This window comes from Streptomyces sp. NPDC059897 (assembly GCF_042730865.1).
In the GTDB taxonomy this organism is placed as follows: Bacteria; Actinomycetota; Actinomycetes; order Streptomycetales; family Streptomycetaceae; genus Streptomyces.
This window is the reverse complement of record NZ_JBHWKQ010000030.1, coordinates 23,575-49,487: the sequence shown is the minus strand read 5'-3', so window position 1 is coordinate 49,487 and position 25,913 is coordinate 23,575. Positions and strand designations below refer to the sequence as shown.

Genomic DNA, 25,913 nt, shown 5'->3' with positions numbered 1-25,913 from the left:
GGCGCTGCACGGCCCTACGAAGGCCCGGCACTTCCCGTTCGCGGGCAAGTGCCGGGCCTTCGTCGTGGGCGCTTGTGAGCGGATCCTCGCGGTGCGTGGCGGGTCCCCCTGAATGACTCTGGGTGTGCCGTTGCAACCCAAAGTGAGGAGACCGTATGCGACGCCCTTTCGCGAGAGCGCTGACCGCTCCACTGGCCGTGCTGGCCGCGGCGACGGTACTGCCGTTGGCCTCCCCCCAGTCGGCGGCCGCCGACGAGGGGATCGTCGGAGGTCATCAGGTCGACGCCGCCAAGAGCCCCTGGGTGGTGGCGCTCGCGAGTCGTGACCGGTTCGGAGGTACCCGCGCGGGTCAGTTCTGCGGGGGAGTGGTCGTCGGACGTTCGACGGTGCTCACCGCGGCGCACTGTCTGAGCGGGGACGTGCTCGGCGGGCCGCGCGACCAGATGCGGGACCTGAAGGCGATCGTCGGCCGCGGTGATCTCGAATCGTCCAACGGTGCCGAGGTGTCGGTGCGCAGCGAATGGATCAACCCGGCGTACGACGGCCGGACGAACGCCGGTGATGTGGCGGTCCTCACACTCGACACACGGCTGCCCGAGGGATACGTGCTCCCGATCGCCGGGAAGGGGGACCCGGCATACAAGGCCGGCACGGACGCCTCCGTCTACGGGTGGGGTGACACGACGGGAGCGGGCGACTACGCGCGGACGTTGCACGCCGCGCAGGTGCAGGTGCTCGCCGACGCCGAGTGCGGGAAGGCGTACCCGCCGGGCAGCACGGCCGGGACGTACAAGCCGTCGTCGATGCTCTGCGCGGGCGAGCCCGCCGGAGGCAGGGACGCCTGCCAGGGCGACAGCGGCGGCCCGCTGGTCGCCGGGGGCAAGCTGGTCGGTCTCGTGTCCTGGGGGAACGGGTGCGGGCGTGCGGGGTCTCCCGGCGTCTACACGCGCGCCTCGGAGGCGCTGCGGGTCATGCAGCAGCACGCCTGACGCGTCGCACGGATACGAGGACGGGCGGCTGCTCCTGTGGTCAGGAGCAGCCGCCCGATCACCGGCCTGATGCCGGAGCTGGCTCGTCGTGTGTGCGAGGCGTCAGCGTTCCTCGGTCTCGGCGCTTGCCGGAGCAGCGGTCAACCGCTCCGTCTCGTCCTGTATCTCAGCGGCGATCTTCTTGAGTTCCGGCTCGAACTTGCGACCGTGGTGGGCGCAGAAGAGCAGTTCACCACCGCTGATCAGGACGACGCGCAGATATGCCTGGGCGCCGCAACGGTCACAGCGGTCAGCGGCCGTCAGGGGGGTCGCGGGGGTCAGAACAGTAGTCACGTCGCCTCTTCTCTAGCTCGACGAGCTGTCGTACCAGGGTCAACATCCAACCAGGCCGAAAACGTTCCCGCTCGCGGCTTTTCCTCGAAAAATTTCTTCGAGGCCGGCTGTCTGTCGCCGGGTGGCGGCGAATGTGCCGTATTGCGTCTCTAACGTCTTACGGGTTCGCGCGTTCTGTCAGGTCGGTCCTCCCCCGGCTGGTTGCCGGTTTGTTCATGAGGACGTGCCCGGAGCCTAAATGGTTCATGCCTGGAAGGGAACGTGATGTGGGCGTCACCCCATCGAGGGATCGAACACACATGCGATCCTGGACTAGTCTGGGCTGAGGTGAGGGTGGCGTGACAAAGGCTCTACCAGGCCTCGGTACCCTCTGAACGGCGACCGACGCCGGCCCTTCATTTGTGAGGGCCCCATCTGAAATTCAGCGAGGAGCGAACCGCGTGACCGCCGATACGTCCGTGCCGTCCACAGCGCTGCTGACCGGAGCAGACCGGGACGGTTCCAACTACACCGCGCGGCACCTGCTCGTCCTTGAGGGGCTCGAAGCCGTACGCAAGCGTCCGGGCATGTACATCGGCTCGACCGATAGTCGTGGCCTGATGCACTGCCTCTGGGAGATCATCGACAACTCGGTCGACGAGGCCCTCGGTGGCTACTGCGACCGCATCGAAGTGATCCTTCACGACGACGCATCCGTAGAGGTGCGGGACAACGGCCGCGGCATCCCCGTGGACGTCGAGCCCAAGACAGGCCTCTCCGGGGTCGAGGTCGTCATGACCAAGCTCCACGCGGGCGGCAAGTTCGGCGGTGGCGCCTACGCGGCCTCCGGCGGCCTGCACGGCGTGGGCGCGTCCGTGGTGAACGCGCTGTCGGCGCGTCTCGACGTCGAGGTGGACCTCGGCGGGCACACGCACGCCATCAGCTTCCGGCGCGGTGTCCCCGGCGGCTTCGCCAAGGCCGGACCTGACGCTTCGTTCGACCCCTCGGTGCGACTGAGCAAGGTCAAGAAGGTCCCGAAGGCGCGCAGGGGCACCCGGGTCCGCTACTGGGCGGACCGCCAGATCTTCCTGAAGGACGCCAAGCTCTCCCTGAGCGAGCTGCACCAGCGTGCACGGCAGACCGCGTTCCTGGTGCCGGGCCTCACCATCGTCGTCCGCGACGAGTACGGCCTCGGCGAGGGCGGCAGCAAGGGTGAGGAATCCTTCCGTTTCGACGGAGGCATCAGTGAGTTCTGCGATTACCTGGCGCAGGACAAGCCGGTCTGCGACGTCCTCCGCTTCACCGGGCAGGGCACCTTCAAGGAGACCGTCCCCGTACTCGACGAGCACGGGCAGATGACGCCGACCGAGGTCCAGCGTGAGCTCGGCGTCGACATCGCGCTGCGCTGGGGCACCGGGTACGACACGACGATCAAGTCGTTCGTGAACATCATCGCCACGCCCAAGGGCGGCACCCACGTGACGGGCTTCGAGCGCTCGCTCACGAAGACGATGAACGAGGTGCTGCGCACCCAGAAGGTGCTGCGCGTGGCCGAGGACGACGTCGTCAAGGACGACGCCCTGGAGGGCCTCACGGCCGTCGTCACGGTGCGTCTGGCGGAGCCGCAGTTCGAGGGCCAGACCAAGGAGGTCCTCGGTACCTCGGCGGCCAACAGGATCGTCGCGAACGTCGTGGCCAAGGAGCTCAAGGCGTTCCTGTCGTCCACCAAGCGCGACGCCAAGGCGCAGGCCCGTGCCGTCATGGAGAAGGCCGTCGCCGCGGCCCGTACGCGCATCGCCGCGCGTCAGCACAAGGACGCGCAGCGCCGTAAGACGGCCCTGGAGTCCTCGTCGCTCCCCGCCAAGCTCGCGGACTGCCGCAGCGACGACGTGGAGCGCAGCGAGCTGTTCATCGTCGAGGGCGACTCCGCGCTCGGCACCGCCAAGCTCGCCCGGAACTCCGAGTTCCAGGCCCTGCTGCCGATCCGCGGCAAGATCCTCAACGTTCAGAAGTCGTCCGTGACGGACATGCTGAAGAACGTCGAGTGCGGCGCCATCATCCAGGTCATAGGAGCCGGGTCCGGCCGGACCTTCGACATCGACGCGGCGCGCTACGGGAAGATCATCCTGCTCGTCGACGCCGACGTCGACGGCGCGCACATCCGTACGCTGCTGCTGACGCTGTTCCAGCGCTACATGCGGCCGATGATCGAGGCCGGCCGGGTCTTCGCCGCCGTGCCGCCCCTGCATCGCATCGAGCTGGTCCAGCCCAAGAAGGGCCAGGACAAGTACATCTACACGTACTCGGACCGCGAGCTGCGCGAGACGCTGCTCGAGCTCCAGCGCAAGGGTGTGCGGTACAAGGACTCGATCCAGCGGTACAAGGGTCTCGGCGAGATGGACGCCGACCAGCTCGCGGAGACCACGATGGACCCGCGCCACCGCACGCTGCGCCGGATCAACATCGGCGAGCTGGAGGCGGCGGAGCACGTCTTCGACCTGCTGATGGGCAACGACGTGGCGCCGCGCAAGGAGTTCATCAGCAGCTCCGCGTCGACCCTCGACCGCTCGCGCATCGACATGTAGCGACGAGGGCGGGGGCGCGGAGACCGCGCCCCGCCGAGCAGTCCACCGCATGCGGCTCCACCCACGGGTGGGGCCGCATGATCCACTTCTGCTCCTCCGTCGAGGTGCAGGCCGTCCGTTACGCGTATCAGCACGGACTCGCGAAACTGCCCGGATTGTCCATCACCTAATGGGGTGAAGGGTCTGCGGAGAGCGTCCGGGATCTTCCCGGTCTGTCCATCCTTGGTCCGCGGCCGCAGTGGGCCGCGGACAAGGAGAGTTCGGTGGACAAGCACGACGGGCGCGCGACAGCACCGCCCAGGGCCGTTGCCACGAGGGGCAGCGGCGATCCCTGGTACGACGAGCCGGACTCGGAATGGGGTGAATGGCGCGGCCCGGGCGCGACCTCGACTGCCGTGCCTGCCCAGTCCGTGCCGTCCGAGCTGAGCGCGGCGGGGGTCTACCTGGAGGTGCAGCGCAGCGCGGCGTTCCAGGAGGTGCGCAGGCGCTACCGGCGGTTCGTCGTCCCGGCGTTCGTGCTCTTCTTCGTCTGGTACGTCGCGTACGTCGTGACCGCCACGACGGCGCCCGGCCTGATGGCCGAGCCGGTCGCGGGTGCCGTGAACGTGGCGATGGTCGCGGGCCTCGGGCAGTTCGCCAGTACGTTCCTGCTGACCTGGCTGTACGTGCGTCATGCGCGGCTGCGGCGTGATCGCGCGGCGCTCGAACTGCGGTGGGACACGCAGGAGATGACGCGCGGCATCGTCGGGCACGCGCGCGTGAACGGCGCTGCGAGCGGCGAGGGCGGTCGGCTGTGACCGGGGCGCACCAGACCCTGGCTCTGGTCCTGTTCAGCGTGTTCGTGGCGGTCACGCTCGCCATCACGACCTGGGCGAGCCGCAAGCGGCACGGTTCGGCCGAGGAGTTCTACGCGGGCGGCCGGCTGTTCTCGCCCATGGAGAACGGATTCGCCATCGCGGGGGACTACATGTCGGCCGCGTCCTTCCTCGGCATCTCCGGGCTGATCGCGCTGTTCGGCTACGACGGGCTGCTCTACTCGGTCGGCTTCCTCGTGGCCTGGCTCGTGGTCCTCTTCCTCGTGGCCGAACTGGTGCGCAACTGCGGCCGGTTCACGCTCGCCGACGTCGTCGCGGCCCGGATGCGGGAGCGGCCGGTGCGGATCGCCGCGGGAACTTCCTCGGTGACCGTGTCCGTTCTGTATCTGGTGGCGCAGATGGTGGGTGCGGGAAGCCTGGTCGCGCTGCTGCTCGGGGAGGCGAGTGGCGCCGCGCAGTCCTGGACCGTCGTCGGCGTGGGCGCGCTCATGGTCGTCTATGTGTCGATGGGAGGGATGCGGGCCACCACGTGGATCCAGATCGTGAAGGCCGTCCTGCTCATGGGCGGGGCGATCGCCCTGACGGTGCTCGTCCTGGCGCGCTTCCACGGTGACTTCGACCAGCTGCTGCGCACCGCCGCCGCACGCAGCGGGCACGGCTCGGACTTCCTCGTGCCCGGTCTGAAGTACGGCGGAAGCTGGACCGCGCGCTTCGACTTCATCAGCCTGGGCCTCGCGCTCGTGCTCGGCACGGCGGGCCTTCCGCACATCCTGTCGCGCTTCTACACCGTGCCGACCGCGCGGGCCGCGCGCCGCTCCGTCGTGTGGTCCATCGGGCTCATCGGCAGCTTCTACCTGATGACGATCGTGCTCGGATTCGGCGCCGCGGCGCTCGTGGGTCCCGAGGCCGTCCGGGGCTCGAATGCCGCGGGGAACACGGCGGTTCCGCTGCTCGCCCTCGACCTGGGCGGTGGCGCCGACTCCACCGGGGGCACGGTGCTGTTCGCGATCGTGGCCGCGGTCGCCTTCGCCACGATCCTCGCCGTCGTCGCCGGGATCACGCTGGCCTCCTCGGCCTCCGTGGCGCACGACCTGTACGCCACGCTCCGCAGGGGCGGCCCCGACCGGAAGCCAGGTGGCAAGCAGTGGAGCGAGGTCGCGGTGGCGAGGGTCGCCGCGGCCGGCGTCGGCGTGCTCGCGATCGGGCTGGGGCTGCTCGCGAGGGACCTGAACGTCGCGTTCCTGGTCGGGCTCGCGTTCGCGGTCGCCGCGTCGGCGAATCTTCCCGTGCTGCTGTACTCCCTGTTCTGGCGGGGCTTCACCACGCGGGGCGCCGTGTGGTCGGTGTACGGCGGCCTGGTGCCCGCACTGGTGCTCGTGGTGCTGTCCCCCGTGGTCTCCGGGAGCCCCGCATCGCTGTTCCCGGGTGTGGACTTCCAGTACTTCCCGCTGGAGAACCCCGGGCTCGTCTCGATTCCGCTCGGCTTCCTCGCGGGCTGGCTGGGCACTGTGACCTCTCCCGAGGAGCCGGACGAGGCCAAGCACGCGGAGACCGAAGTACGGGCGCTGACGGGCGCGGGGGCGGTCTGACACGCTCCCTGCGGCCAGGCGGCGGCAGTCAGCGGCTGGCGGCCCACTCGTAGCGGTGCTCGGGCCGACCGGTGTCGCCGTACTTGAGGCTCAGCCGCACCCGCCCGGTGCGCTCCAGAAGCTTCAGGTAGCGCTGGGCGGTCTGCCGGCTGAGCCCGGTGGCGTCGGCCAGTTCCTGTGCCGACAGCGGGCCTTCGGCGGTCATCATCGCCCGGCGGACCAGCTCAGCGGTGGTGGGCGAGTGGCCCTTGGGCAGCTCGGGCGCGGGCCCGGCGGAGAGCGCGCCGAAGATCCGGTCGACCTCCGCCTGCTCCGCCTCACCCCCGCCGTCGAGGGTGCGCCGCAGCGTCGCGTACGCCTCCAACTTGCCTCGCAGGCCCGCGAACGAGAACGGCTTGACCAGGTACTGCAGCGCCCCGTGGCGCATCGCGGCCTGCACGGTCCCCACGTCGCGCGCCGCGGTCACCATGATCACGTCGATCTGGTGGCCGCGCTCGCGCACCGTCCGGGCCAGCGCGAGCCCCGTCTGGTCCGGCAGATAGTGGTCGAGCAGCACCAGGTCGACATGGAGCTCCTCGATCCGGGCGAGGGCCTCCGCCGCGTTGTGGGCGGTCGCCGCGACACGGAATCCGGGAACCTTCGCCACATAGGCGGCGTTGACGTCGGCCACGCGCGTGTCGTCGTCCACGACCAGTACGTCGATCATCGGGCCACCTCGGTCACGTCCGGCACGTCCACGGTGAGGGCCTCGGGCAGGACGACGACGAATTCGGCGCCCCCGAGGGGCGAGCCGGTCACCTCGGCCGTGCCGCCCTGTCGCTCGGCGAACCTGCGCACCAGGGCGAGCCCGATGCCGCGCTTGCCGTGTGCCGGTGGCTCCTTGGTGGACCAGCCTTCCACGAAGACGGTCTGCCGCTGGTCGGCGGGGACGCCCGGTCCCGAATCGCGCACCCGTAGAACGGCACTACGGCCTTCGGCCCGCAGATCCACCTCCACGCGCGCGTGCTGCCCCGAACCGGCGGCCGCGTCCAGGGCGTTGTCCACCAGATTGCCGACGATGGTCACGAGGCCGCGCGGATCGACCAGGCGGTCCGGCAGCCACGTGTCCTCGGAGATGCCGAACGCGACACCGCGCTCCGCGGCCACGGTTGCCTTGCCGACCACCAGGGCCGACAGCAGCGGGTCCTCGATCCGCTCGGTGATCTGCTCCGCGGTCACCCGGCGCGCCCCCGCCACCTCGCCGACGAAGTCCACGGCCTCCTCGTACATCTCCAGCTCCAAAAGGCCCAACAACGTATGCATGCGGTTCGCGTGTTCGTGGTCCTGAGCGCGCAGCGCGTCGATCAGGCCGTGTGTGGAGTCGAGTTCGCGGCCCAGCTGCTCCAGTTCGGTGCGGTCGCGCAGGGTGGCGACCGCACCGCCGTCGTCGGTGGGCATCCGGTTGGCGACCAGGACACGCTGGCCACGGACGGTCAGCAGGTCGGTCCCTGAGACGTTCCCGGCGAGCACATCCGTCGTGCGTCCCTCCCCGAGCGCCTCGTCCAGGGGCTGCCCGATGACCCGCGCATCCACGCCGAGCAGCCGCTGCGCCTCGTCGTTGAGCAGGCGCACCCGTCCGCCGCGGTCCAGGGCCACGACGCCCTCGCGAATGCCGTGCAGCATCGCCTCGCGCTCGGCCAGGAGCGCCGAGATGTCCGAGAAGGCCAGGTCACGGGTCTGCCGCTGGACCCGCCGCGAGATCAGATACGCGGCGAGCGCCCCGACGGCCAGGGCGCCTCCCGCGTACGCGAACAGGCCCGGGATGGCGTGGATGAGGCGCGCGCGGACGCTGTCGTACTCGATGCCGACCGAGACGGCTCCCACGATGGCCCCGTCAGCGGCCCTCAGCGGCACTTTGCCGCGCGCGGAGCGGCCGAGCGTCCCCTCGTCGATCTCCATCACCGCGCGGCCCCCCAGCGCCGTGCTGGGGTCCGTCGACACGACGTGCCCGATCCGGCCGCGGTCGGTGTGCGACCAGCGAACGCCTTCCCGGTTCATGATCACGACGTACTCGGCGCCGCTGGCCCGCCGGATCCGCTCCGCCGCGGCCTGCACGGGACCGTCCGGGCTCGGCCGTGAGGAGCGCAGCTCCTCGGCGATCCGCGGCTCCGCGGCGGTGGTCTGCGCGATGGCCAGGGCCCGGCGCATCGCCTGGTCGTCGAGCTGGTCGCTCAGCGGGGCGAGGAACAGCCCCGTGGCGAGCACCGCCACCCCCGCGGCGATCGCCACCTGCATCAGCAGTACCTGGGCGAACACCCGCTTGGGGAGGCCGAAGCGCAGCCGACGGGCAGGGGAAGTCGAGCTCATGGCTCAGAACGGTACGGGCCCGTCGGCCCTGGTCGAAGGCCTTGTGGCACGGATCTCCCCGGCGTTCCCGTCCCGGAGCGCCCAGGTCAGCCGCGCTGGACGGCAACCTCACGCACGGCGACGACATCCATACGCGCCGGGGAACCGAGCGCGGCTCCGCAGCTCTCCGGACGGGCCGGGAGCGAGGCGCCGCGGGCCACCACGACCGTCCAGCGGCGGCCGTCCATGTGGTCCACCGTGACGTCCCAGTACGCGTTGTACGCGTGCGCATCAACAGGTGGACCGGTTGGTCGATCCACGGATGCAGTGTGTACGACGCTCAGGACACCGGCACGGTACTCGGCGGCCGTCCGGCGCACGGCGAGCTCGGCGGCCTGCCCCGGGCGGTCCCAGGCGGAATTGCCACGGCATCCATCGAGGACGATCCGGTCCGAGCGCACCGCCTGAAGGGTTTCCTTGACGTCGGCCGCTGATGACCTTCCGTAGGCGTAGCCGTAGGGCAGCACAAGGAGAGTGGGGGAGAAGCGGTGGCCGCCCAGGTGTGTGACTTCCCAGGCGCCCTCTCCTTCGGAGGAGGCGAGTTCGGAGGCCAGCGGGCGTCCCAGTAGCGCGCAGCACCGGTCGCGTTTGCCGTTCGTGCAGACGAAGGCGAGCGGTCCGCCTTCGTGGGGCGCGCCGAAGCTACCGTGTCGACCTGCTCCCAGGGCGGCGAAGTCGAGCCGCAGCAGCTCTTCAGGAGCCGCGACGGTGGTGCCGCGCAGCCAGGTCTTTCCCGGGACTGTGTGGGCCACGTACACCTGGTGGCGCTGCGAGGCGTGGTGGTCCGCGTGCCGACCCGGACGGCGGATGAGGGCGACGCGCACGCCGGTGCCGTCGGCCGCCGCCTCCAGAGCGCGGCCCACCTCGGGATCGAGATGGCTGGAGACCAGGGCCTTCGCGCCCCACGGCCCCGGCTGTTCGATCAGCAGCCAGGTGCGTGCGGTGGCCGCGGTCCCGGCCAGAGGTTCCTCAAGTTCCCGCGAGGCGGTCGTGCACGTGTTCACAGCGGCGACCCTAACCCGCCCGACCGGTCACTCCGCCGCGGAAGCCGATGGCGCCGATGGCAGGGGCTGCGGCGGGCGCAGACCTACGTAGTGTCCCGTCGGCCGCATACGGAGAGGGCGTTCTCCGTACTCCTCCAGGGCGTGCGCGATCCAGCCCGCCGTGCGCGCGACGGCGAAGATCGTCTCGCCTGCCTCCGCCGGCATCCCGAACGAGGCGGTGAAGACGGCGAGCGCCAGGTCCACGTTGGCGTGCAGGTCCGTGTGGCGCGCGGTGGTCGCCACGACGTCGCGGGCGGCCATCAGGGCGGGTTGTGCCTTGGGCAGCTCCTCGAGCGCCCCGAACAGCGCCTGCGCGCGCGGGTCCTCACCCTGGTAGAGACGGTGGCCGAGCCCGGGCACACGGCGGCCCGAACGCAGTTCGTCGGCGACCACGGATCCTGCGTTGCCCCGGTCGAGGACGTCGATGAGCATCCGGTGGGCCATCCCGCTCGCCGCTCCGTGCAGCGGCCCCTCCAGGACGCCCAGGCCCGCCGAGACGGCCGCGTAGGTGTGCGCCCGCGCGGACGCCGCGACGCGCACGGCGAGCGTCGAGGCCGCCAGGTCGTGATCGACCAGCAGGGCAAGGGCCATGTCCAGGACGCGCAGTGACGCCTCGTCGGGCTCCCGGTAGGTCAGCCGCCCCCACAGCCGCTGGGCGATCGGCGGGCCGTCCACGTACGTCGGCTGTACGAGGGGCAGCGCCGCCGCGAGGGTGGGGATGAGGGAGCGGGCGGCGCCGAGCACGGAGTCCTCGGACAGGTCGTAGCGCAGCGGGTCCGCCGTCGCGGCGGCGACGGCCGCCACCCGCAACCGGTCGATGGGGCTGCTGAGTTCGGGCAGTCCGGCCATGGCCTTGCGGGCCGCGGCGAGCGACTCCTTGGGTGGGGCGAATCGGATTCCGGGGCGCAGCCTGCCCGTCCACAGCCACTCCGCGACCTCCTCGTACGAGTGATGGGTCGCGAGCCGTACCGCGTCGACCCCCCGGAAGAAGTACCGGTCGTCGTCGATGAGGGTGAGCCGCGTGCGTACCGACAGCTCGCCGGTGCCCGAACCGGTCGTGGTCTCCCGCCTGTTGCGGCGGGCGAGGGCCTCGACCTCGGCGGCGTCGAAGGTGCTGCCGCGTGTGCTCTCCCCGCGCCTGCTGGTGAGCTGGCCGCGGCTCACGTACGCGTAGACCGTCTCGGGCTTCACGCCGAGCAGCTCGGCGGTCTCCTTGGTGGTCAGGCGGCGGGCCTGCTGCGTCGGCGCAGGTTCTTGATCCCTCATGCGCGTCACCGTATCCGGATCTCGTTGCATTGATTCAATCAATATTGACAGTTATTGAGTCAAGCATGGACAGTCGAATCAAGTCCAGGGAGGAAACATGCCGATGAACGGGACCACGTCTGCCACGACCGTCGATGTACCGCGAGGGCTCGCCGGTGTCGTCGTCACCGACACCGAACTCGGGGACGTCAGGGGGCGTGAGGGCTTCTACCACTACCGCCAGTACTCCGCCGTCGAGCTCGCGGAGACCCGGGGGTTCGAGGACGTGTGGCACCTGATGCTCCACGGTGAACTGCCCGACGCCGGGCGGTCGGCCGCCTTCGCGCGCGAGACCGCCGGGCAGCGCGGGCTGCCGGAGGACGTGCGGGCAGCGCTGCCGGCGATCGCCCGGGCGGGTGCGGTCTCCGGGCCGCTCGCCGGGCTGCGTACGGCGCTCTCGTTGTTCGGTGCGTCCCGTGGCTTCCGGCCCGTGTACGACATCGGGCGGGACCAGCGGAGTGCGGATGCCGTCGCGGCGACGGCCGTGGTCCCCACGATGCTCACCGCGCTGCATCGGCTCGGTGAGGGGCTCGAGCCGGTGGAGCCGCGCGAGGATCTCTCGTATGCGGCCAACTATCTGTACATGTTGACCGGGTCGGAGCCGGACCCCGCGCATGCGCGGGCCATCGAGCAATACCTGATCTCGACCATTGACCACGGATTCAATGCGTCAACGTTCACGGGCCGGGTCATCGCGTCGACCGGAGCCGACGTCGTGGCGTCCTTGGTCGGGGCGGTGGGGGCGCTGTCCGGTCCGCTGCACGGTGGGGCGCCGAGCCGGGCGCTCGACACCCTGGACGCGATCGGTACGCCGGACCGTATCGACTTCTGGATCCGTGAGCGGGTGCTCGCGGGGGACCGGATCATGGGGTTCGGCCACCCCGTCTACCGCACGGAGGATCCGCGGTCGCGCATGCTGCGCGGCATCGCGGAGCGGTTCGGCGGGCCGCTGGTGGAATTCGCGGTCCAGGTGGAGCGCCAGGTGGAGGCGATCCTCGCGGAGCTGAAGCCGGGGCGCGAGCTGCACACGAACGTGGAGTTCTACGCGGGCGTGGTCATGGAGCTGTGCGGCCTGCCGCGCACCATGTTCACGCCGACGTTCGCGGCGGCCAGGGTCGTCGGCTGGAGCGCCAACATCCTCGAACAGTCGGAGGACTCAAAGATCATCCGCCCGGCGGCGCGGTATGTGGGGGTGGGGGCGCCGGTGGCGGTGCCAAGGCCTGCCTGACGTGGGCCCGTTGGCCGACGACCGGAAGGTGTCGGCCAACGGGCGGAGGGCGTGCGTCAGGAATCCGGGATGTCTGCCTTGGCGCGCACGAGTGTCTCCCGGTTCACGATGACGATCCGCTCGTAGTCGGCGACCCCGGCGTCCGAGGGGAGCTCGTGTCTGAGGTCCGCGGTGGCTTCTGTCCCGATCACCGCGAAGTTCCCATCGCTGAGTTCGAAGACATCGGGGCAGGTGGCGCCGGAACTGCTTCCGCGTGCGCTCGGGGGCACCCCGATGCGGCGTACGATCTTCAAGGGAACCGGATTCCTTCTCGGGGCGCGTCATTACGCCGCTGCATGGGTGCACCTCATGAGGCGTTACGTCGCTTAGCGCGCCTCATGACGCGTGAGGATACCTCCCACCAGGGGGAGTTGCTGGGCAACTCACCGCTTTGGGATCCATCAGTCCGACGGCGGTTCGCCCACCACCCACCACTCCTCCGTGTCCGCGGCGGCCTCGATCTCGTGGAACAGCGACTCCGCCATGCGGCCGATCTCCGCCTCGCTGGACGAGGGGTCAAGGGAGGCGCGGTGAGGGCGGGTGGCCTCCCAGTACTCGCGCATGTACGGGCTCTGGAACAGCTCCCGAAGGATGCCGAACAGTGCGCGCTGATCGTGCAGTCCCGATTCGTAGTTGTGGAAGGCGTTGATGTACCAGAGGTTGGCGTACATGTACTGGCGCCGCTTCTGCGGGGTGAGGTCCAGTCCGTAGTTGTCGATCACGACCGCCAGGGCCGGATCATCGATCGCCTTGCTCAGCAACTCCCAGTGCATGCGCTGTTGATGTGCGCGGGCCAGGCGGTGGCGTTCCTTTGCGGCCCGTTTCGTGTCAGGGCCGAAGCGATGCCATAGGTGTGTCGCGGTGCCACCCGCGAGCCCGCCCACGGCAGCGGCGACTACCGTGCGGCATATCCCTTGACTCTGTGTGGCCATGTCAACCCCCGATTCAGGCGACCGTGCGCCGGTCGTCGGATGCGGGGCGACGGGGACGGAAACCGGCGGCGGTGGGCGGCGCGCTTGCCGACTCCCAGGGTGCCGAGCGGCTCTGATCGGCGGGAGGCGGAGAGGAGGCGCACGGGTGGATGCTCAGTTCGCGAAAACCGGCGCCATGTCCAACGTGTGCCCAGCGGGCGCCGTTAGCAATCGTTCACTTCGCAGCCTTTCCACCCGCTCGTATCCTGGGTCGGCATTCATTGTTCGTAGGAGAGCCGGGCCCTGAACCGGCGTGCGCCGCCGCGCACGCCGCGGCGTGCGATCCGGTGTGAGAGAGGTCGCGTTGAGCAAGGCCAGCCCACAGCAGATCCCCGTCGTCGTCCTCGCCGGCTTCCTGGGGTCGGGGAAGACCACATTGCTCAATCATCTGTTGCATCGCAGCGGCGGCACCCGGATCGGGGCGATCGTCAACGACTTCGGGTCGATCGAGATCGACGCCATGGCGGTCGCAGGACAGCTGGGCGACTCGACGGTCTCGCTCGGCAATGGGTGTCTGTGCTGCGCCGTCGACGCCAGTGAACTCGACGTGTATCTGGACAAGTTGACCCGGCCCGTCAATGACGTGCATGCCATTGACGTCATCGTGATCGAGGCGAGCGGCATCGCGGAGCCTCAAGAACTCGTGCGCATGGTGCTGGCCAGTGACAACCCCCGCATCGTGTACGGAGGGTTGATCGAGGTCGTCGACACCGCCGAGTTCGACGCCACCCGCGAGAAGCACCCCGAGGTGGACCGGCACCTGGGGATCGCGGACCTCGTCGTGGTGAACAAGGGTGACCGTGTCGGCCCGGACGAGCGTGAGCGGGTCCTGGGCGTCGTGCGGGCCGCGGCTGGCCGCGCCGCCGTCGTGTCCGCGTCGTACGGGCGCATCGACCCGGCGCTGCTCTTCGACTGTCGCCCCACCGAGGAGCGGATCGGGCAGCTGTCATTCGACGATCTGCACCGGCACGAGGGCGACAGTGCCGGGGCGCACGACGGGCATCTGCACGCCGCCTACGACAGCGTCGCGTTCACCTCCGACGTGCCCATGGATCCCCGTCGGCTGATCGCGTTCCTCGACAGCAGGCCCGAGGGGCTCTACCGCATCAAGGGACATGTCGACTTCGGCGCGGGCGACCCGGGCAACCAGTACGTCGTGCACGCTGTGGGGCGCTTCCTGAGGTTCTACCCGGAGCCGTGGCAGAGCGGCGAGGAGCGTCTCACCCAGCTCGTCCTGATCGGGTCCGGCATCGACACGACCGCCCTCCGTGAGCAGCTCGACGCCGCGAAGAGCGACGCAGAAAGTGGCGCCGACAGTGGCGCAGACAGCGACGCCCCACACGCCGCCGACGAGCAGGGCATGTGGGGCGTCCTCCGCTACGTCCAGGACAAGGGCGAAGCGGAGGAAGTCGCGGACTACGTGCTCTAGACCGGTCCCGCCGTCGACGCCACCGTCTTCGGCAGCGACACGCCCGAACCGTCGCGGCGCGGGTCCATCTCGGGCAGCTCGGCCGGTGTGCCGTTCTTCTGTGCCGCACGCGCGGGTGCCGGGCCCGCCCAGGCCAGGCTCAGGCAGTCCTCGCCCTTCAGGAAGCGCTGGCAGCGGACGCCGCCCGTGGCACGCCCCTTCCTCGGATACTGGTCGAACGGCGTGAGCTTGGCCGTCGTCTGCACCGAGTCGTCCAGCGTGCCTCGCGAGCCGGCCACGGTGAACACGACCGCGTCGACCGCCGGGTCGACCGCGGTGAACGAGATGACCTTCGCGCCCGTCGCGAGCTTCACGCCGGACATGCCGCCCGCCGCCCGGCCCTGCGGGCGCACGATGGAGGCCTGGAAGCGCAGCAGCTGTGCGTCGTCCGTGATGAAGACCAGATCCTCCTCGCCGGTGCGCAGCTCGGCCGCGCCGACGATGCGGTCACCGTCCTTGAGGGTGATGACCTCCAGCTCCTCCTTGTGGGACGGATAGTCGGGCACCACGCGCTTCACGATGCCCTGTTCGGTGCCGATCGCCAGGCCCGGTGAGGACTCGTCCAGGGTCATGAGGCACACGACCGACTCGTCCGCCTCCAGGGAGGAGAGGAACTCGGCGACCGGGGCGCCTCCGGAGAGGTTCGGCGCGGCGGCCGAGTCCGGGAGCTGTGGCAGGTCGACCACGTTCAGGCGGAGCAGGCGGCCCTCGGACGTGACGACGCCGATCTCGCCGCGCGCCGTCGCGGGCACCGAGGAGACGATCACGTCGTGCTTCGTGCGCTTGGTGCCTTCACCTTCGGTGAAGGGATCGCCGTTCGCCGTGCGGGCGAGGAGCCCGGTCGAGGAGAGCAGCACGCGGCACGGGTCGTCGGCGACCTGGAGCGGCACCGCCGACACCGGGGCGCCCGCCGACTCCAGGAGCACCGTGCGCCGGTCGTCGCCGAACTTCTTCGCCACGGCGGCCAGTTCGGAGGAGACCAGCTTGCGCAGCTCGGAGTCGGAATCGAGGATGCCGGTCAGCTCGTCGATCTCGCCGTTGAGCTTGTCGCGCTCCGCGTCCAGCTCGATGCGGTCGAACTTGGTGAGGCGGCGCAGCGGCGTGTCCAGGATGTACTGCGTCTGGATCTCGCTCAGCGAGAAGCGCTCGATCAGGCGCTCCTTCGCCTGTGCGCTGTTGTCGCTGGAGCGGATGATGCGGATGACCTCGTCGATGTCCACCAGGGCGACGAGGAGGCCCTCCACCAGGTGGAGCCGGTCCTGCTTCTTGCTGCGGCGGAACTCGCTGCGGCGGCGCACGACGTCGAAGCGGTGGTCCAGGTAGACCTCGAGGAGTTCCTTGAGGCCGAGGGTGAGCGGCTGGCCGTCCACCAGCGCCACGTTGTTGATGCCGAAGGACTCCTCCATGGCCGTCAGCTTGTAGAGCTGCTCCAGGACGGCCTCCGGCACGAAGCCGTTCTTGATCTCGATGACCAGGCGCAGGCCGTGCTCGCGGTCCGTGAGGTCCTTGACGTCGGCGATGCCCTGGAGCTTCTTGGAGCCGACCAGTTCCTTGATCTTCGAGATGACCTTCTCGGGGCCGACCGCGAAGGGCAGCTCGGTGACGACGAGGCCCTTGCGGCGCGCCGTCACGTTCTCCACGGAGACCGTCGAGCGGATCTTGAACGTGCCGCGGCCGGTCTCGTACGCGTCCCTGATACCGGACAGGCCGACGATGCGGCCGCCCGTCGGCAGGTCGGGCCCCGGGATGTACTTCATCAGCGTGTCGAGGTCGGCGCCCGGGTGCTTGATCAAGTGCCGCGCGGCGGCGATCACTTCACCCAGGTTGTGCGGCGCCATGTTCGTCGCCATGCCGACCGCGATGCCCGACGCGCCGTTCACCAGCAGGTTCGGGTACGCAGCCGGGAGGACGAGCGGCTCCTGCTCCTGGCCGTCGTAGTTCGCGACGAAGTCGACGGTGTTCTCGTCGATCGACTCCGTCATGAGGGACGCGGCGGCGTCCGGGCGGCACTCGGTGTAACGCATGGCGGCCGGGCGGTCGTCATTGCCCAGGGAGCCGAAGTTCCCGTGCCCGTCCACCAGCGGGACGCGCATGGAGAACGGCTGGGCGAGGCGCACCAGTGCGTCGTAGATCGACGAGTCGCCATGGGGGTGCAACTTACCCATGACCTCGCCGACGACGCGGGCGCACTTCACGAAGCCGCGCTCCGGGCGCAGGCCCATCTCGTTCATCTGGTAGACGATCCGACGGTGGACGGGCTTCATCCCGTCGCGGGCGTCGGGCAGGGCGCGTGAGTAGATGACCGAGTACGCGTACTCCAGGTAGGAGCCCTGCATTTCGTCGACCACGTCGACGTCGAGGATCTTCTCCTCGAAGTCGTCGGGCGGCGGGGTCTTCGTGCTGCGGCGGGCCATCGCGGCTGCGGCTCCTTCACCTACAAGAACGGTTACATGAACGGGAACTGTCGCGGACCATTGTGGACCGCCGCACTGACAACGCCGCTCGCGGCCCTTCAGTACCGGGTGTCGCGCGGCCCCGAGGGGGCCGCCTGCTCGCTCACGGCGTAGCCCCGGCGGGAACTTCGCCAGGTGCCAGCACGCTTGCATACAGTGGCAGCACTCGCAGCAGTTCAGTGTTCCAGGACCTGCCGCAGTCCAGAGCTCACCGCGTATTCGCGTTGCACCGCGATCGAAGGGACGTACATGCCCATGGGTCACACGGCCACCGCCGAGGCCGGCTCCGGCGGCCTGACAGCGACCGAGCACCGGCTGGCCAACGGCCTGCGCGTGGTGCTCTCCGAGGATCACCTGACCCCGGTCGCGGCGGTCTGCCTCTGGTACGACGTCGGCTCGCGCCATGAGGTCAAGGGCCGTACGGGCCTGGCTCACCTCTTCGAGCACCTGATGTTCCAGGGCTCGAAGCAAGTGCACGGCAACGGACACTTCGAGTTCGTCCAGGGCGCGGGCGGCTCGCTCAACGGTACGACGAGCTTCGAGCGCACCAACTATTTCGAGACCATGCCCGCCCACCAGCTGGAGCTCGCGCTCTGGCTGGAGGCCGACCGCATGGGCTCGCTGCTCACGGCCCTCGACGACGAGTCGATGGAGAACCAGCGGGACGTCGTGAAGAACGAGCGCCGCCAGCGCTACGACAACGTGCCCTACGGCACGGCGTTCGAGAAGCTGACCGCCCTCATGTACCCCGAGGGGCACCCGTACCACCACACGCCGATCGGCTCCATGGCCGACCTGGACGCGGCCACCCTCGAAGACGCGCGGAACTTCTTCCGCACCTACTACGCGCCCAACAATGCGGTGCTGTCGATCGTCGGCGACATCGACCCCGAGCAGACGCTGGCCTGGGTCGAGAAGTACTTCGGCTCCATCCCCGGCCACGACGGCAAGCCCGCCCCGCGCGACGGCGCGCTCCCGGAGGTCATCGGCGAGCAGCAGCGCGAGGTCGTCGAGGAGGAGGTCCCGGCGCGCGCCCTGATGTCGGCCTACCGGCTCCCGCAGGACGGCACGCGCGCGTGCGACGCCGCCGACCTCGCCCTGACCGTCCTCGGCGGCGGCGAGTCCTCGCGCCTCTACAACCGCCTCGTACGCCGTGACCGCACCGCCGTGGCGGCCGGTTTCGGCCTGCTGCGCCTCGCAGGGGCGCCCTCGCTGGGCTGGCTGGACGTGAAGACCTCCGGAGACGTCGAGGTGCCGGTCATCGAGGCCGCCGTCGACGAGGAGCTCGCCCGGTTCGCCGAGGAGGGCCCGAGCCCCGAGGAAATGGAGCGCGCCCAGGCCCAGTTGGAGCGCGAGTGGCTGGACCGCCTGGGCACGGTCTCGGGGCGCGCCGACGAGCTGTGCCGCTACGCCGTCCTGTTCGGCGACCCGCAGCTCGCCCTGACCGCCGTGGGGCGCGTCCTGGACGTGACCGCCGAGGAGGTCCAGGAGATCGCCAAGGCGCGCCTGCGCCCCGACAACCGCGCGTCCCTCGTGTACGAGCCGACCGCGCCCGCCGACACCGAGACCGCCGAGATCACCGAGGAGGCGGGCCAGTGACCGAGCAGCTCGCGAACATGGACTTCCACCCCCGGCCGCAGGCGGGCGAGCCCAAGCCGTGGGCGTTCCCGGCCCCGGAGCGCGGCGCGCTGCCCAACGGTCTGACGGTGCTGCGCTGCCACCGGCCCGGTCAGCAGGTGATCGCCGTGGAGGTGCACCTGGACGCGCCGCTCGACGCCGAGCCGAAGGGCCTCGACGGCGTCTCGACCATCATGGCGCGGGCCTTCAACGAGGGCACCGACAAGCACTCCGCCGAGGAGTTCGCCGCCGAGCTGGAGCGCTGCGGCGCCACGATGGACGCGCACGCCGACCACCCCGGCGTCCGTGCCTCCCTCGAAGTGCCGGCCTCGCGCCTCTCCAAGGGCCTCGCCCTCCTGGCCGACGCCCTGCGCGCCCCCGCCTTCGACGACAGCGAGATCGAGCGCCTCGTCCGCAACCGCCTGGACGAGATCCCGCACGAGAGCGCCAACCCGGCCCGGCGCGCCGCCAAAGAGCTCTCCAAGCAGCTGTTCCCGGCCGACGCGCGCGTGTCGCGCCCGCGCCAGGGCACCGAGGAGACCGTTTCGGCCATCGACGCGGCGGCCGTGCGCGCCTTCTACGACCGCCACGTACGCCCCGCCACCGCCACGGCGGTCGTCGTGGGCGACCTGACGGGCATCGACCTGGACGCCCTCCTCGCCGACACGCTCGGCGCCTGGACGGGCGGCACCGCCGAGCCCCGCCCCGTGCCGCCGGTCGTCGCGGACGACACCGGCCGCGTGGTCATCGTGGACCGCCCGGGCGCCGTGCAGACGCAGCTGCTCATCGGCCGGGTGGGACCGGACAAGCACGACCGTGTGTGGGCCGCGCAGGTCCTCGGCACGTACTGCCTGGGCGGCACCCTCACGTCGCGCCTGGACCGCGTCCTGCGCGAGGAGAAGGGCTACACCTACGGAGTGCGCTCCTTCGCCCAGGTGCTGCGTTCCGCGCCCGACGGCAGCGGCGCTGCGATGCTCGCCATCAGCGGCTCGGTGGACACGCCGAACACCGGTCCCGCGCTCGACGACCTGTGGAAGGTGCTGCGGACGCTGGCGGCCGGTGGCCTGACGGATGCCGAACGGGACACCGCCGTACAGAACTTGGTGGGCGTGGCCCCGCTGAAGTTCGAGACCGCGGCGGCCGTCGCGAGCACCCTCGCCGACCAGGTCGAGCAGCACCTGCCGGACGACTTCCAGGCGCAGGTGTACCGCCAACTGGCCGCCACGGGCACCGTGGAGGCCACGGCGGCCGTCGTGAGCGCGTTCCCCGCGGACCGGCTGGTGACGATCCTGGTGGGCGACGCCGCGCAGATCGAGGAGCCGGTCAAGGCGCTCGGCATCGGCGAGGTGACGGTGGTCGCGGGCTGAGTCCGCTTCCTGAGGCACACCTCTCCCGAGGCACACCACGAAGCCCCGGCGCCGGTATCGGCGGCCGGGGCTTCGTGGCGTCCGTCACGATCATCTCCAATCACCACACGATCACAAATGTCCGAATTGATGTAGAGGTTGCCTCTCTGCCCTGTGGCGTGCACTACAAAAGCCGGGTTCTGTTTGTCGATCCAAAGACGCCCCGCTTAGCGTTCCCTCCGGCTGTCCGCCAGACGTACGTCGCGCCCGCGACACCGGACAGTCATCGCCGAGTCCCCGTGGTGCGAGCCAGGGGAGCCGGGGACCCACCGAAGTCCCTGGGGTGAATCGGGCGCTCTTCCCGCGAGGGGAGGGGGCCCGTAGGAGACCTTCCTGCTCCGAACCCGTCAGCTAACCCGGTAGGCGAGAAGGAAGGAAAGGACCAGCCACTTCATGGGGTTCACCCGTGCCACCGGGAAGCACCGCCGTCCCAGCCGCCTGACGCGTACCACCGCTCAGGTCGCGGGCGTCGCCGCCATCACCACGACGGGCGTGGTGGGCGGTCTCGCCGCCCCCGCTCTCGCCGCCGACACCGCGATAGCCCCGCACGACGGCCTCACGCAGGCCATCGCCATCGGCGACTCCCTGGCCGAGCAGATTGACGCGCAGGCCACCGCGCAGCAGAAGGCCGCCGCCAAGGCGAAGGCCGAGGCCGAGGCCAAGAAGAAGGCCGAGGAGGCCAAGCGCAAGGCCGAGGCGGAGGCCAAGAAGCGCGCCGCGGAGAAGGCCGAGAAGGAGCGCGAGGCCAAGGAGCGCGCCGCCCGTGAGGCCGAGCGCAAGCGCCTGAACAGCTTCGTGTCGCCGATCGCCGGCTCGTACGTCTCCACCGCCTATCAGGCCGGCAGCGGCCTGTGGTCCTCCGGCAGCCACACCGGCATCGACTTCCACGCCTCCAGCGGCACTTCGGTGCACGCCGTCGGCATGGGCACCGTCGTCGAGGCCGGCTGGGGCGGCTCGTACGGCAACAACGTCGTGATCAAGATGAACGACGGCACGTACACCCAGTACGGTCACATGTCCTCGATCGGCGTCTCCGTCGGCCAGGACGTCACCCCCGGCCAGCAGATCGGCCTCTCCGGAGCCACCGGCAACGTCACGGGCCCGCACCTGCACTTCGAGGCCCGCACCGGCGCCGACTACGGCTCGGACATCGACCCCGTCGCGTACCTGCGCCAGCACGGTGTGAACGTCTGACCCGTCAGCGCACTCCACGAAAGCCCCGGCTCACCGAGCCGGGGCTTTCGCGTGCGTGGGTCTGCACTGTCCAAAAAATATCCCCGGATTCAGTTCCCTCGTCGGAAATTCAACTCCGGTGGAATAGAGTCTCCTGGTAAACGTTCCGGCCGCGCGTCATTCGTGCTTGACCGGGCGTCAATCGACCGCGTATCGCGGGCGTTGAGGCGGAGGTCGAGTCATGCGCATTCCCGCGCAGTCGGTATGCACAGCGATCCGCGACGACATCGTCGCTGGTGTCTACGAGCGCGGCGGCAGGCTCACCGAGGAACTGCTCGCGCGCCGCTACGGGGTCTCGCGCGTGCCCGTCAGGGAGGCGCTGCGCACCCTGGAGGCGGAGGGGTTCGTCGTCACGCGCAGGCACGCGGGCGCGTGCGTGGCCGAACCCACCGAGCGGGAGGCGGCCGACCTCCTGGAGATCCGCATGCTGCTCGAACCGATGGGCGCCGCCCGCGCCGCGCAGCGCCGCACCGAGGCCCACCTCAAGGTCCTGCGCGGCCTGGTCAGGCTGGGTCAGGAGCGCTCCAGGCGGGGCCAGAGCGAGGACCTGCGCTCCCTCGGCAACTGGTTTCACGAGACCCTCGTCCAGGCCTCCGGCAGCCCGGGCCTGATCACCCTGCTCACCCAGCTCCGCCACAAGATCGCCTGGATGTACGCGGTGGAGAGCCCGGCCAGGCCGGCCGAGTCCTGGGCCGAGCACGGCGCCATCGTCGACGCCGTGGCGCGGGGCGACGCGGAGCGTGCGCGGACCCTGGCCGCCCTGCACACGGAGCGCGCGACGGCCGCCCACAGGCTGCGCGTCCCCCGCGCGGGGGAGCGTGTGAGGTCTTCGCAACATGCAGTCAACACGGTGGGGCGTCAGGTTTAACAACGGCGCCGTATACAAAGAAGTGCGCTATTCGGAGAATGGGTCGAACGAGGTGCGGGGAATTCCCGCTGCCTATTGCTGCCCGCTTCTCCCTGTTCTTCGTCGACCCGTTCGTGCCGCGATTTCGAGTCGCGATTCCGAGTCTCGATTTCGCGCCGCAATGGTGAACGAAAAAGCCGCGCGCCCCGAAGAGGGGCACGCGGCTCAGACGTACTGCTTTTCGTCTTTGTGTCAGACGGTCTCGGGAAGCTCCTCGAGCCCCTCGGCGACCAGCTTCGCCAGACGGTCGAGCGCGGCGTCCGCACCCTCGGCGTCGGAGGCCAGCACGATCTCCTCGCCGCCCTGCGCGCCCAGGCCGAGCACGGCCAGCATGGAGGCGGCGTTGACGGGGTTGCCGTCGGCCTTGGCGATCGTCACGGGAACGCCGGCGGCCGTGGCAGCGCGGACGAAGATGGAAGCGGGGCGGGCGTGGAGGCCCTCGGCCCAGCCGACGTTGACGCGGCGCTCAGCCATGTGATGCTGCCCTTCAGGTGTCTCACGGTTGTCTAGACCAGTGTTCCATATCGGGAGGCGTGCGTGACGCGGACCCAGGTCCTCACCGGCACGGCCCTTCGGTCCTCCATAGGGTGCCTTCCGCACGCACGGGCCGCGACCCGTACGACCGACCGCCATATGTCAGTGCCCGGCCCTACGCTTGCGGCATGGAGACCCCGTCGGACCGGCATGCGTACCCCGCCCACTGGGAGGCCGACATCGTGCTGCGTGACGGCGGCACCGCGCGGATCAGGCCCATCACGACCGCCGACGCCGAGCACCTGACCAGCTTCTACGAGCAGGTCTCGGACGAGTCGAAGTACTACCGCTTCTTCGCGCCCTACCCCCGCCTGTCCGACAAGGACGTGCACCGCTTCACCCATCACGACTACGTGGACCGGGTCGGCCTCGCGGTCACGATCGGCGGCGAGTTCATCGCCACGGTGCGCTACGACAGGATCAACGCGCACGGCATGCCCGCGACCGCGCCCGCCGACGAGGCGGAGGTCGCCTTCCTCGTGCAGGACGCCCACCAGGGCCGCGGCGTCGCCTCCGCGCTCCTGGAGCACATCGCGGCCGTCGCCCGCGAGCGCGGCATCCGCCGCTTCGCCGCCGAGGTGCTGCCCGCCAACAGCAAGATGATCAAGGTGTTCCGGGACGCCGGATACACGCAGAAGCGCAGCTTCGAGGACGGCGTCGTCCGCCTGGAGTTCGACATCGAGCCCACCGAGGCCTCGCTCGCGGTGCAGCACGCGCGCGAGCAGCGCGCCGAGGCCCGCTCGGTGCAGCGTCTGCTCGCGCCCGGCTCCGTCGCCGTGATCGGCGTGGGGCGTGCGGCCGGAGGAGTGGGCCGCAGCGTCCTCGACAACCTGAAGGACGCGGGTTTCACCGGGCGCCTCTACGCGGTGAACCAGGCGTTCGGGGACGACGTCGCCGAGATCGACGGCGTCCCCGCCCACCGCTCCGTACGCGACATCGACCCGGCCGAACCCGTCGACCTGGCCGTCGTCGCCGTGCCCGCGCCCGACGTCCCCGAGGTCGTCGCCGAGTGCGGCGAGCGCGGCGTACAGGGCCTCGTCGTGGTCTCCGCCGGCTATGCCGAGAGCGGTGCGGAGGGCCGCGAGCGCCAGCGCGCCCTGGTCCGCCAGGCCCGCAGCTACGGGATGCGCATCGTCGGGCCGAACGCCTTCGGGGTCGTCAACACGTCACCGGAGGTCCGGCTCAACGCCTCGCTCGCCCCCGAGATGCCGCGCCCCGGGCGCATCGGCCTGTTCGCCCAGTCCGGCGCCATCGGCATCGCCCTCCTGTCCCGACTGCACCGCAGGGGCGGGGGAGTGACCGGCGCCAGCGGGGTCTCCACGTTCGTCTCCGCGGGCAACCGCGCGGACGTCTCGGGGAACGACGTCCTTCAATACTGGTACGACGACGCGGACACCGACGTCGCCCTCATGTACCTCGAATCGATCGGCAACCCCCGCAAGTTCACCCGGCTCGCCCGCCGCACCGCCGCCGCCAAGCCCCTGGTGGTCGTCCAGGGCGCCCGGCACAGCGGCATCGCGCCCACGGGCCACGCGGTGCGCGCCACCCGCCTCCCGTACGCCACCGTCTCCGCGCTGCTGCGCCAGGCCGGGGTCATCCGGGTCGACACGATCACCGAACTCGTGGACACCGGACTCCTGTTGGCCCGCCAGCCGCTGCCCGAGGGGCCGCGCGTCGCCATCCTCGGCAACTCGGAGTCGCTCGGTCTCCTCACGTACGACGTGTGCCTCTCCGAAGGGCTGCGCCCCAAGCCGCCGCTCGACCTGACGACGGCCGCCTCCGCCGCGGACTTCCGGGCCGCCCTCGAGCAGGCCATGGCCGACGAGAAGACCGACGCCGTCGTGGTCACCGCCATACCCGCCGTGGGGGAGGGCCCCTCGGAGGACGCGGAACTCGCCGCCGCCCTGAGCGCGGCCGCCGCCACCGGACCCACGAAGCCGGTGCTGGTCGTCCACGTCGAACTGGGTGGCCTCGCGGAGGCACTCTCCGCCGCGGCCAGCACGGGCCCCAACGCGCCCGGCACACCACCACAGCGCACCACCCCCGAGACGGCCTCCGATGACGGGCCGCCCCCCGCGGAGGCCGAGCTCGCCCCGCGCCTCATCCCCGCCTACCCGGCCGCCGAGCGCGCCGTCCGCGCCCTCTCCCAGGTGTCCAAGTACGCCCAGTGGCGACGCGACGCCGCAGCGCCCGGCAAGGTGCCCGAGTACGACGCCATCGACGAACAAGGGGCCGCGGAGCTCATCACGGAACTGCTCGCCAAGGAGGGCGACCCGCGAGGAGCCGACCTCGCCCCGGAGGACGCCCGCGCGCTGCTCTCCCGCTACGGCATCGACGTCCGCCGCACGCTCCCCGCGCCGGGCCCGGATGAGGCCGCACAGGCGGCGCGGGCGCTCGGCTACCCGGTGGCCCTGAAGACGACGGCCCCGCATCTGCGGCACCGCCCCGACCTCGGCGGCGTACGCCTGGACCTGTCCAGCGAGAGCGAGCTGCGGCGCGCCTACGACGACCTGACCCAGCGCCTAGGCAAGCCCGCCGAACTGCGGCCGGTCGTGCAGTCCATGGCGCCGCGCGGAGTCGACACCGTCGTACGCGCCGTCATAGACCCGGCCGCGGGCGCCGTACTCTCCTTCGGGCTCGCCGGAGCCGCGTCCGAGCTGCTCGGTGACACCGCGCACCGGCTGATCCCGGTGACCGACAAGGACGCGCAGGCCGTCGTGCGGTCCATCAAGACGTCCCCGATCCTCTTCGGCTGGCGCGGCGCCGCCCCCGTGGACACGCCCGCGCTCGAGGAACTGCTGCAGCGGGTGTCGCGCCTGGTCGACGACCACCCCGAGGTCGTCGGCGTCGCCCTCGAACCCGTCGTCGTGGCGGAGCGCGGACTGACCGTCCTCGGCGCCTCCGTCCGGCTCGCGCCGCCGCCCGCCCGCGACGGCCGTGACGAATCGGGCCCACGCACCCTGCCCGCCGCCTACTGAACCGCCTCGCGACCACACCGTACGAAGCCCTCACGGAGAGTTATCCACAGGGGCAC

General features: G+C 70.5%; 20 protein-coding genes and 1 riboswitch. Of the genes, 11 read left to right on the top strand and 9 right to left on the bottom strand.

Going from position 1 to position 25,913, the window contains the following annotated elements; translation table 11 throughout:
- Positions 1-155: 155 nt before the first annotated feature.
- Positions 156-989: a S1 family peptidase gene (locus ACFV9W_RS27920; RefSeq protein ID WP_385765865.1), complete on the top strand. Its 834-nt coding sequence runs from the start codon at positions 156-158 to the stop codon at positions 987-989.
- Positions 990-1,091: 102 nt separating this feature from the next.
- Here the strand turns inward: ACFV9W_RS27920 and ACFV9W_RS27915 are convergent, their stop codons facing one another.
- On the bottom strand, positions 1,092-1,322 hold the full coding sequence (locus ACFV9W_RS27915; RefSeq protein WP_385765862.1) for a hypothetical protein: 231 nt from the start codon (positions 1,320-1,322) through the stop codon (positions 1,092-1,094).
- A 440-nt stretch (positions 1,323-1,762) separates the two neighbouring features.
- Here ACFV9W_RS27915 and ACFV9W_RS27910 point away from each other — a divergent pair, with 440 nt between their 5' ends.
- From ACFV9W_RS27910 to ACFV9W_RS27900, 3 genes are all read left to right on the top strand, one after another.
- Positions 1,763-3,886, top strand: a complete 2,124-nt coding sequence (locus ACFV9W_RS27910; RefSeq protein WP_385765859.1) for a type IIA DNA topoisomerase subunit B — start codon at positions 1,763-1,765, stop codon at positions 3,884-3,886.
- Between the two features lie 263 nt (positions 3,887-4,149).
- Entirely contained in the window at positions 4,150-4,683 is a 534-nt protein-coding gene (locus ACFV9W_RS27905) for a DUF485 domain-containing protein (protein ID WP_385765857.1), read from the top strand.
- On the top strand, positions 4,680-6,290 hold the full coding sequence (locus ACFV9W_RS27900; protein WP_385765854.1) for a cation acetate symporter: 1,611 nt from the start codon (positions 4,680-4,682) through the stop codon (positions 6,288-6,290). Before ACFV9W_RS27905 ends, ACFV9W_RS27900 begins: the two co-directional genes overlap by 4 nt.
- A gap of 28 nt (positions 6,291-6,318) precedes the next feature.
- Here ACFV9W_RS27900 and ACFV9W_RS27895 read toward each other — a convergent pair whose 3' ends face one another.
- The 4 genes from ACFV9W_RS27895 to ACFV9W_RS27880 form a co-directional block, all read right to left on the bottom strand.
- Positions 6,319-6,996: a response regulator gene (locus ACFV9W_RS27895; protein WP_385765850.1), complete on the bottom strand. Its 678-nt coding sequence runs from the start codon at positions 6,994-6,996 to the stop codon at positions 6,319-6,321.
- On the bottom strand, positions 6,993-8,636 hold the full coding sequence (locus tag ACFV9W_RS27890) for an ATP-binding protein (RefSeq protein ID WP_385765847.1): 1,644 nt from the start codon (positions 8,634-8,636) through the stop codon (positions 6,993-6,995). The genes ACFV9W_RS27895 and ACFV9W_RS27890 overlap by 4 nt, the downstream gene beginning before the upstream one ends.
- An 86-nt stretch (positions 8,637-8,722) precedes the next feature.
- Positions 8,723-9,679: a sucrase ferredoxin gene (locus ACFV9W_RS27885; protein WP_385765844.1), complete on the bottom strand. Its 957-nt coding sequence runs from the start codon at positions 9,677-9,679 to the stop codon at positions 8,723-8,725.
- A 27-nt stretch (positions 9,680-9,706) separates the two neighbouring features.
- The gene (locus ACFV9W_RS27880) at positions 9,707-10,984 is read right to left on the bottom strand and encodes a citrate synthase family protein (RefSeq protein WP_385765842.1); all 1,278 of its coding nucleotides are present in this window, start codon (positions 10,982-10,984) and stop codon (positions 9,707-9,709) included.
- A gap of 97 nt (positions 10,985-11,081) precedes the next feature.
- On the opposite strand from ACFV9W_RS27880, the gene ACFV9W_RS27875 reads away from it, so the two are divergent.
- Entirely contained in the window at positions 11,082-12,251 is a 1,170-nt protein-coding gene (locus ACFV9W_RS27875) for a citrate synthase/methylcitrate synthase (RefSeq protein WP_385765839.1), read from the top strand.
- A 56-nt stretch (positions 12,252-12,307) separates the two neighbouring features.
- Here the strand turns inward: ACFV9W_RS27875 and ACFV9W_RS27870 are convergent, their stop codons facing one another.
- On the bottom strand, positions 12,308-12,544 hold the full coding sequence (locus ACFV9W_RS27870) for a hypothetical protein (RefSeq protein WP_385765837.1): 237 nt from the start codon (positions 12,542-12,544) through the stop codon (positions 12,308-12,310).
- 147 nt (positions 12,545-12,691) lie between these two features.
- On the bottom strand, positions 12,692-13,222 hold the full coding sequence (locus ACFV9W_RS27865) for a DUF6082 family protein (RefSeq protein WP_385765834.1): 531 nt from the start codon (positions 13,220-13,222) through the stop codon (positions 12,692-12,694).
- 343 nt (positions 13,223-13,565) lie between these two features.
- Between ACFV9W_RS27865 and ACFV9W_RS27860 the strand changes: the two genes are divergently transcribed.
- Positions 13,566-14,690: a CobW family GTP-binding protein gene (locus ACFV9W_RS27860; RefSeq protein WP_385765832.1), complete on the top strand. Its 1,125-nt coding sequence runs from the start codon at positions 13,566-13,568 to the stop codon at positions 14,688-14,690.
- Here the strand turns inward: ACFV9W_RS27860 and ACFV9W_RS27855 are convergent.
- Positions 14,687-17,143, bottom strand: coding sequence for a DNA topoisomerase (ATP-hydrolyzing) subunit A (locus ACFV9W_RS27855; RefSeq protein ID WP_385765830.1), 2,457 nt, complete (start codon positions 17,141-17,143; stop codon positions 14,687-14,689). The two genes, ACFV9W_RS27860 and ACFV9W_RS27855, sit on opposite strands and share 4 nt — an antisense overlap.
- Before the next feature lie 294 nt (positions 17,144-17,437).
- Here ACFV9W_RS27855 and ACFV9W_RS27850 point away from each other — a divergent pair, with 294 nt between their 5' ends.
- The 4 genes from ACFV9W_RS27850 to ACFV9W_RS27835 all read left to right on the top strand — a co-directional run bounded on the left by ACFV9W_RS27850 (position 17,438) and on the right by ACFV9W_RS27835 (position 22,306).
- Positions 17,438-18,781, top strand: coding sequence for a M16 family metallopeptidase (locus ACFV9W_RS27850; protein ID WP_385765954.1), 1,344 nt, complete (start codon positions 17,438-17,440; stop codon positions 18,779-18,781).
- A gap of 17 nt (positions 18,782-18,798) precedes the next feature.
- Positions 18,799-20,166 (top strand): M16 family metallopeptidase, encoded by a 1,368-nt coding sequence (locus ACFV9W_RS27845; RefSeq protein WP_385765951.1) that lies wholly within the window; start codon positions 18,799-18,801, stop codon positions 20,164-20,166.
- A 256-nt stretch (positions 20,167-20,422) separates the two neighbouring features.
- Positions 20,423-20,585: riboswitch (cyclic di-AMP (ydaO/yuaA leader) on the top strand.
- A 13-nt stretch (positions 20,586-20,598) separates the two neighbouring features.
- Positions 20,599-21,399, top strand: a complete 801-nt coding sequence (locus ACFV9W_RS27840; RefSeq protein WP_385765827.1) for a M23 family metallopeptidase — start codon at positions 20,599-20,601, stop codon at positions 21,397-21,399.
- Positions 21,400-21,619: 220 nt separating this feature from the next.
- Entirely contained in the window at positions 21,620-22,306 is a 687-nt protein-coding gene (locus ACFV9W_RS27835; protein WP_385765824.1) for a GntR family transcriptional regulator, read from the top strand.
- A gap of 231 nt (positions 22,307-22,537) precedes the next feature.
- Here ACFV9W_RS27835 and ACFV9W_RS27830 read toward each other — a convergent pair whose 3' ends face one another.
- Positions 22,538-22,819 (bottom strand): HPr family phosphocarrier protein, encoded by a 282-nt coding sequence (locus ACFV9W_RS27830; protein WP_030021209.1) that lies wholly within the window; start codon positions 22,817-22,819, stop codon positions 22,538-22,540.
- A gap of 188 nt (positions 22,820-23,007) precedes the next feature.
- On the opposite strand from ACFV9W_RS27830, the gene ACFV9W_RS27825 reads away from it, so the two are divergent.
- Positions 23,008-25,857, top strand: a complete 2,850-nt coding sequence (locus ACFV9W_RS27825) for a GNAT family N-acetyltransferase (protein ID WP_385765821.1) — start codon at positions 23,008-23,010, stop codon at positions 25,855-25,857.
- The last annotated feature ends 56 nt before the right edge of the window (positions 25,858-25,913 follow it).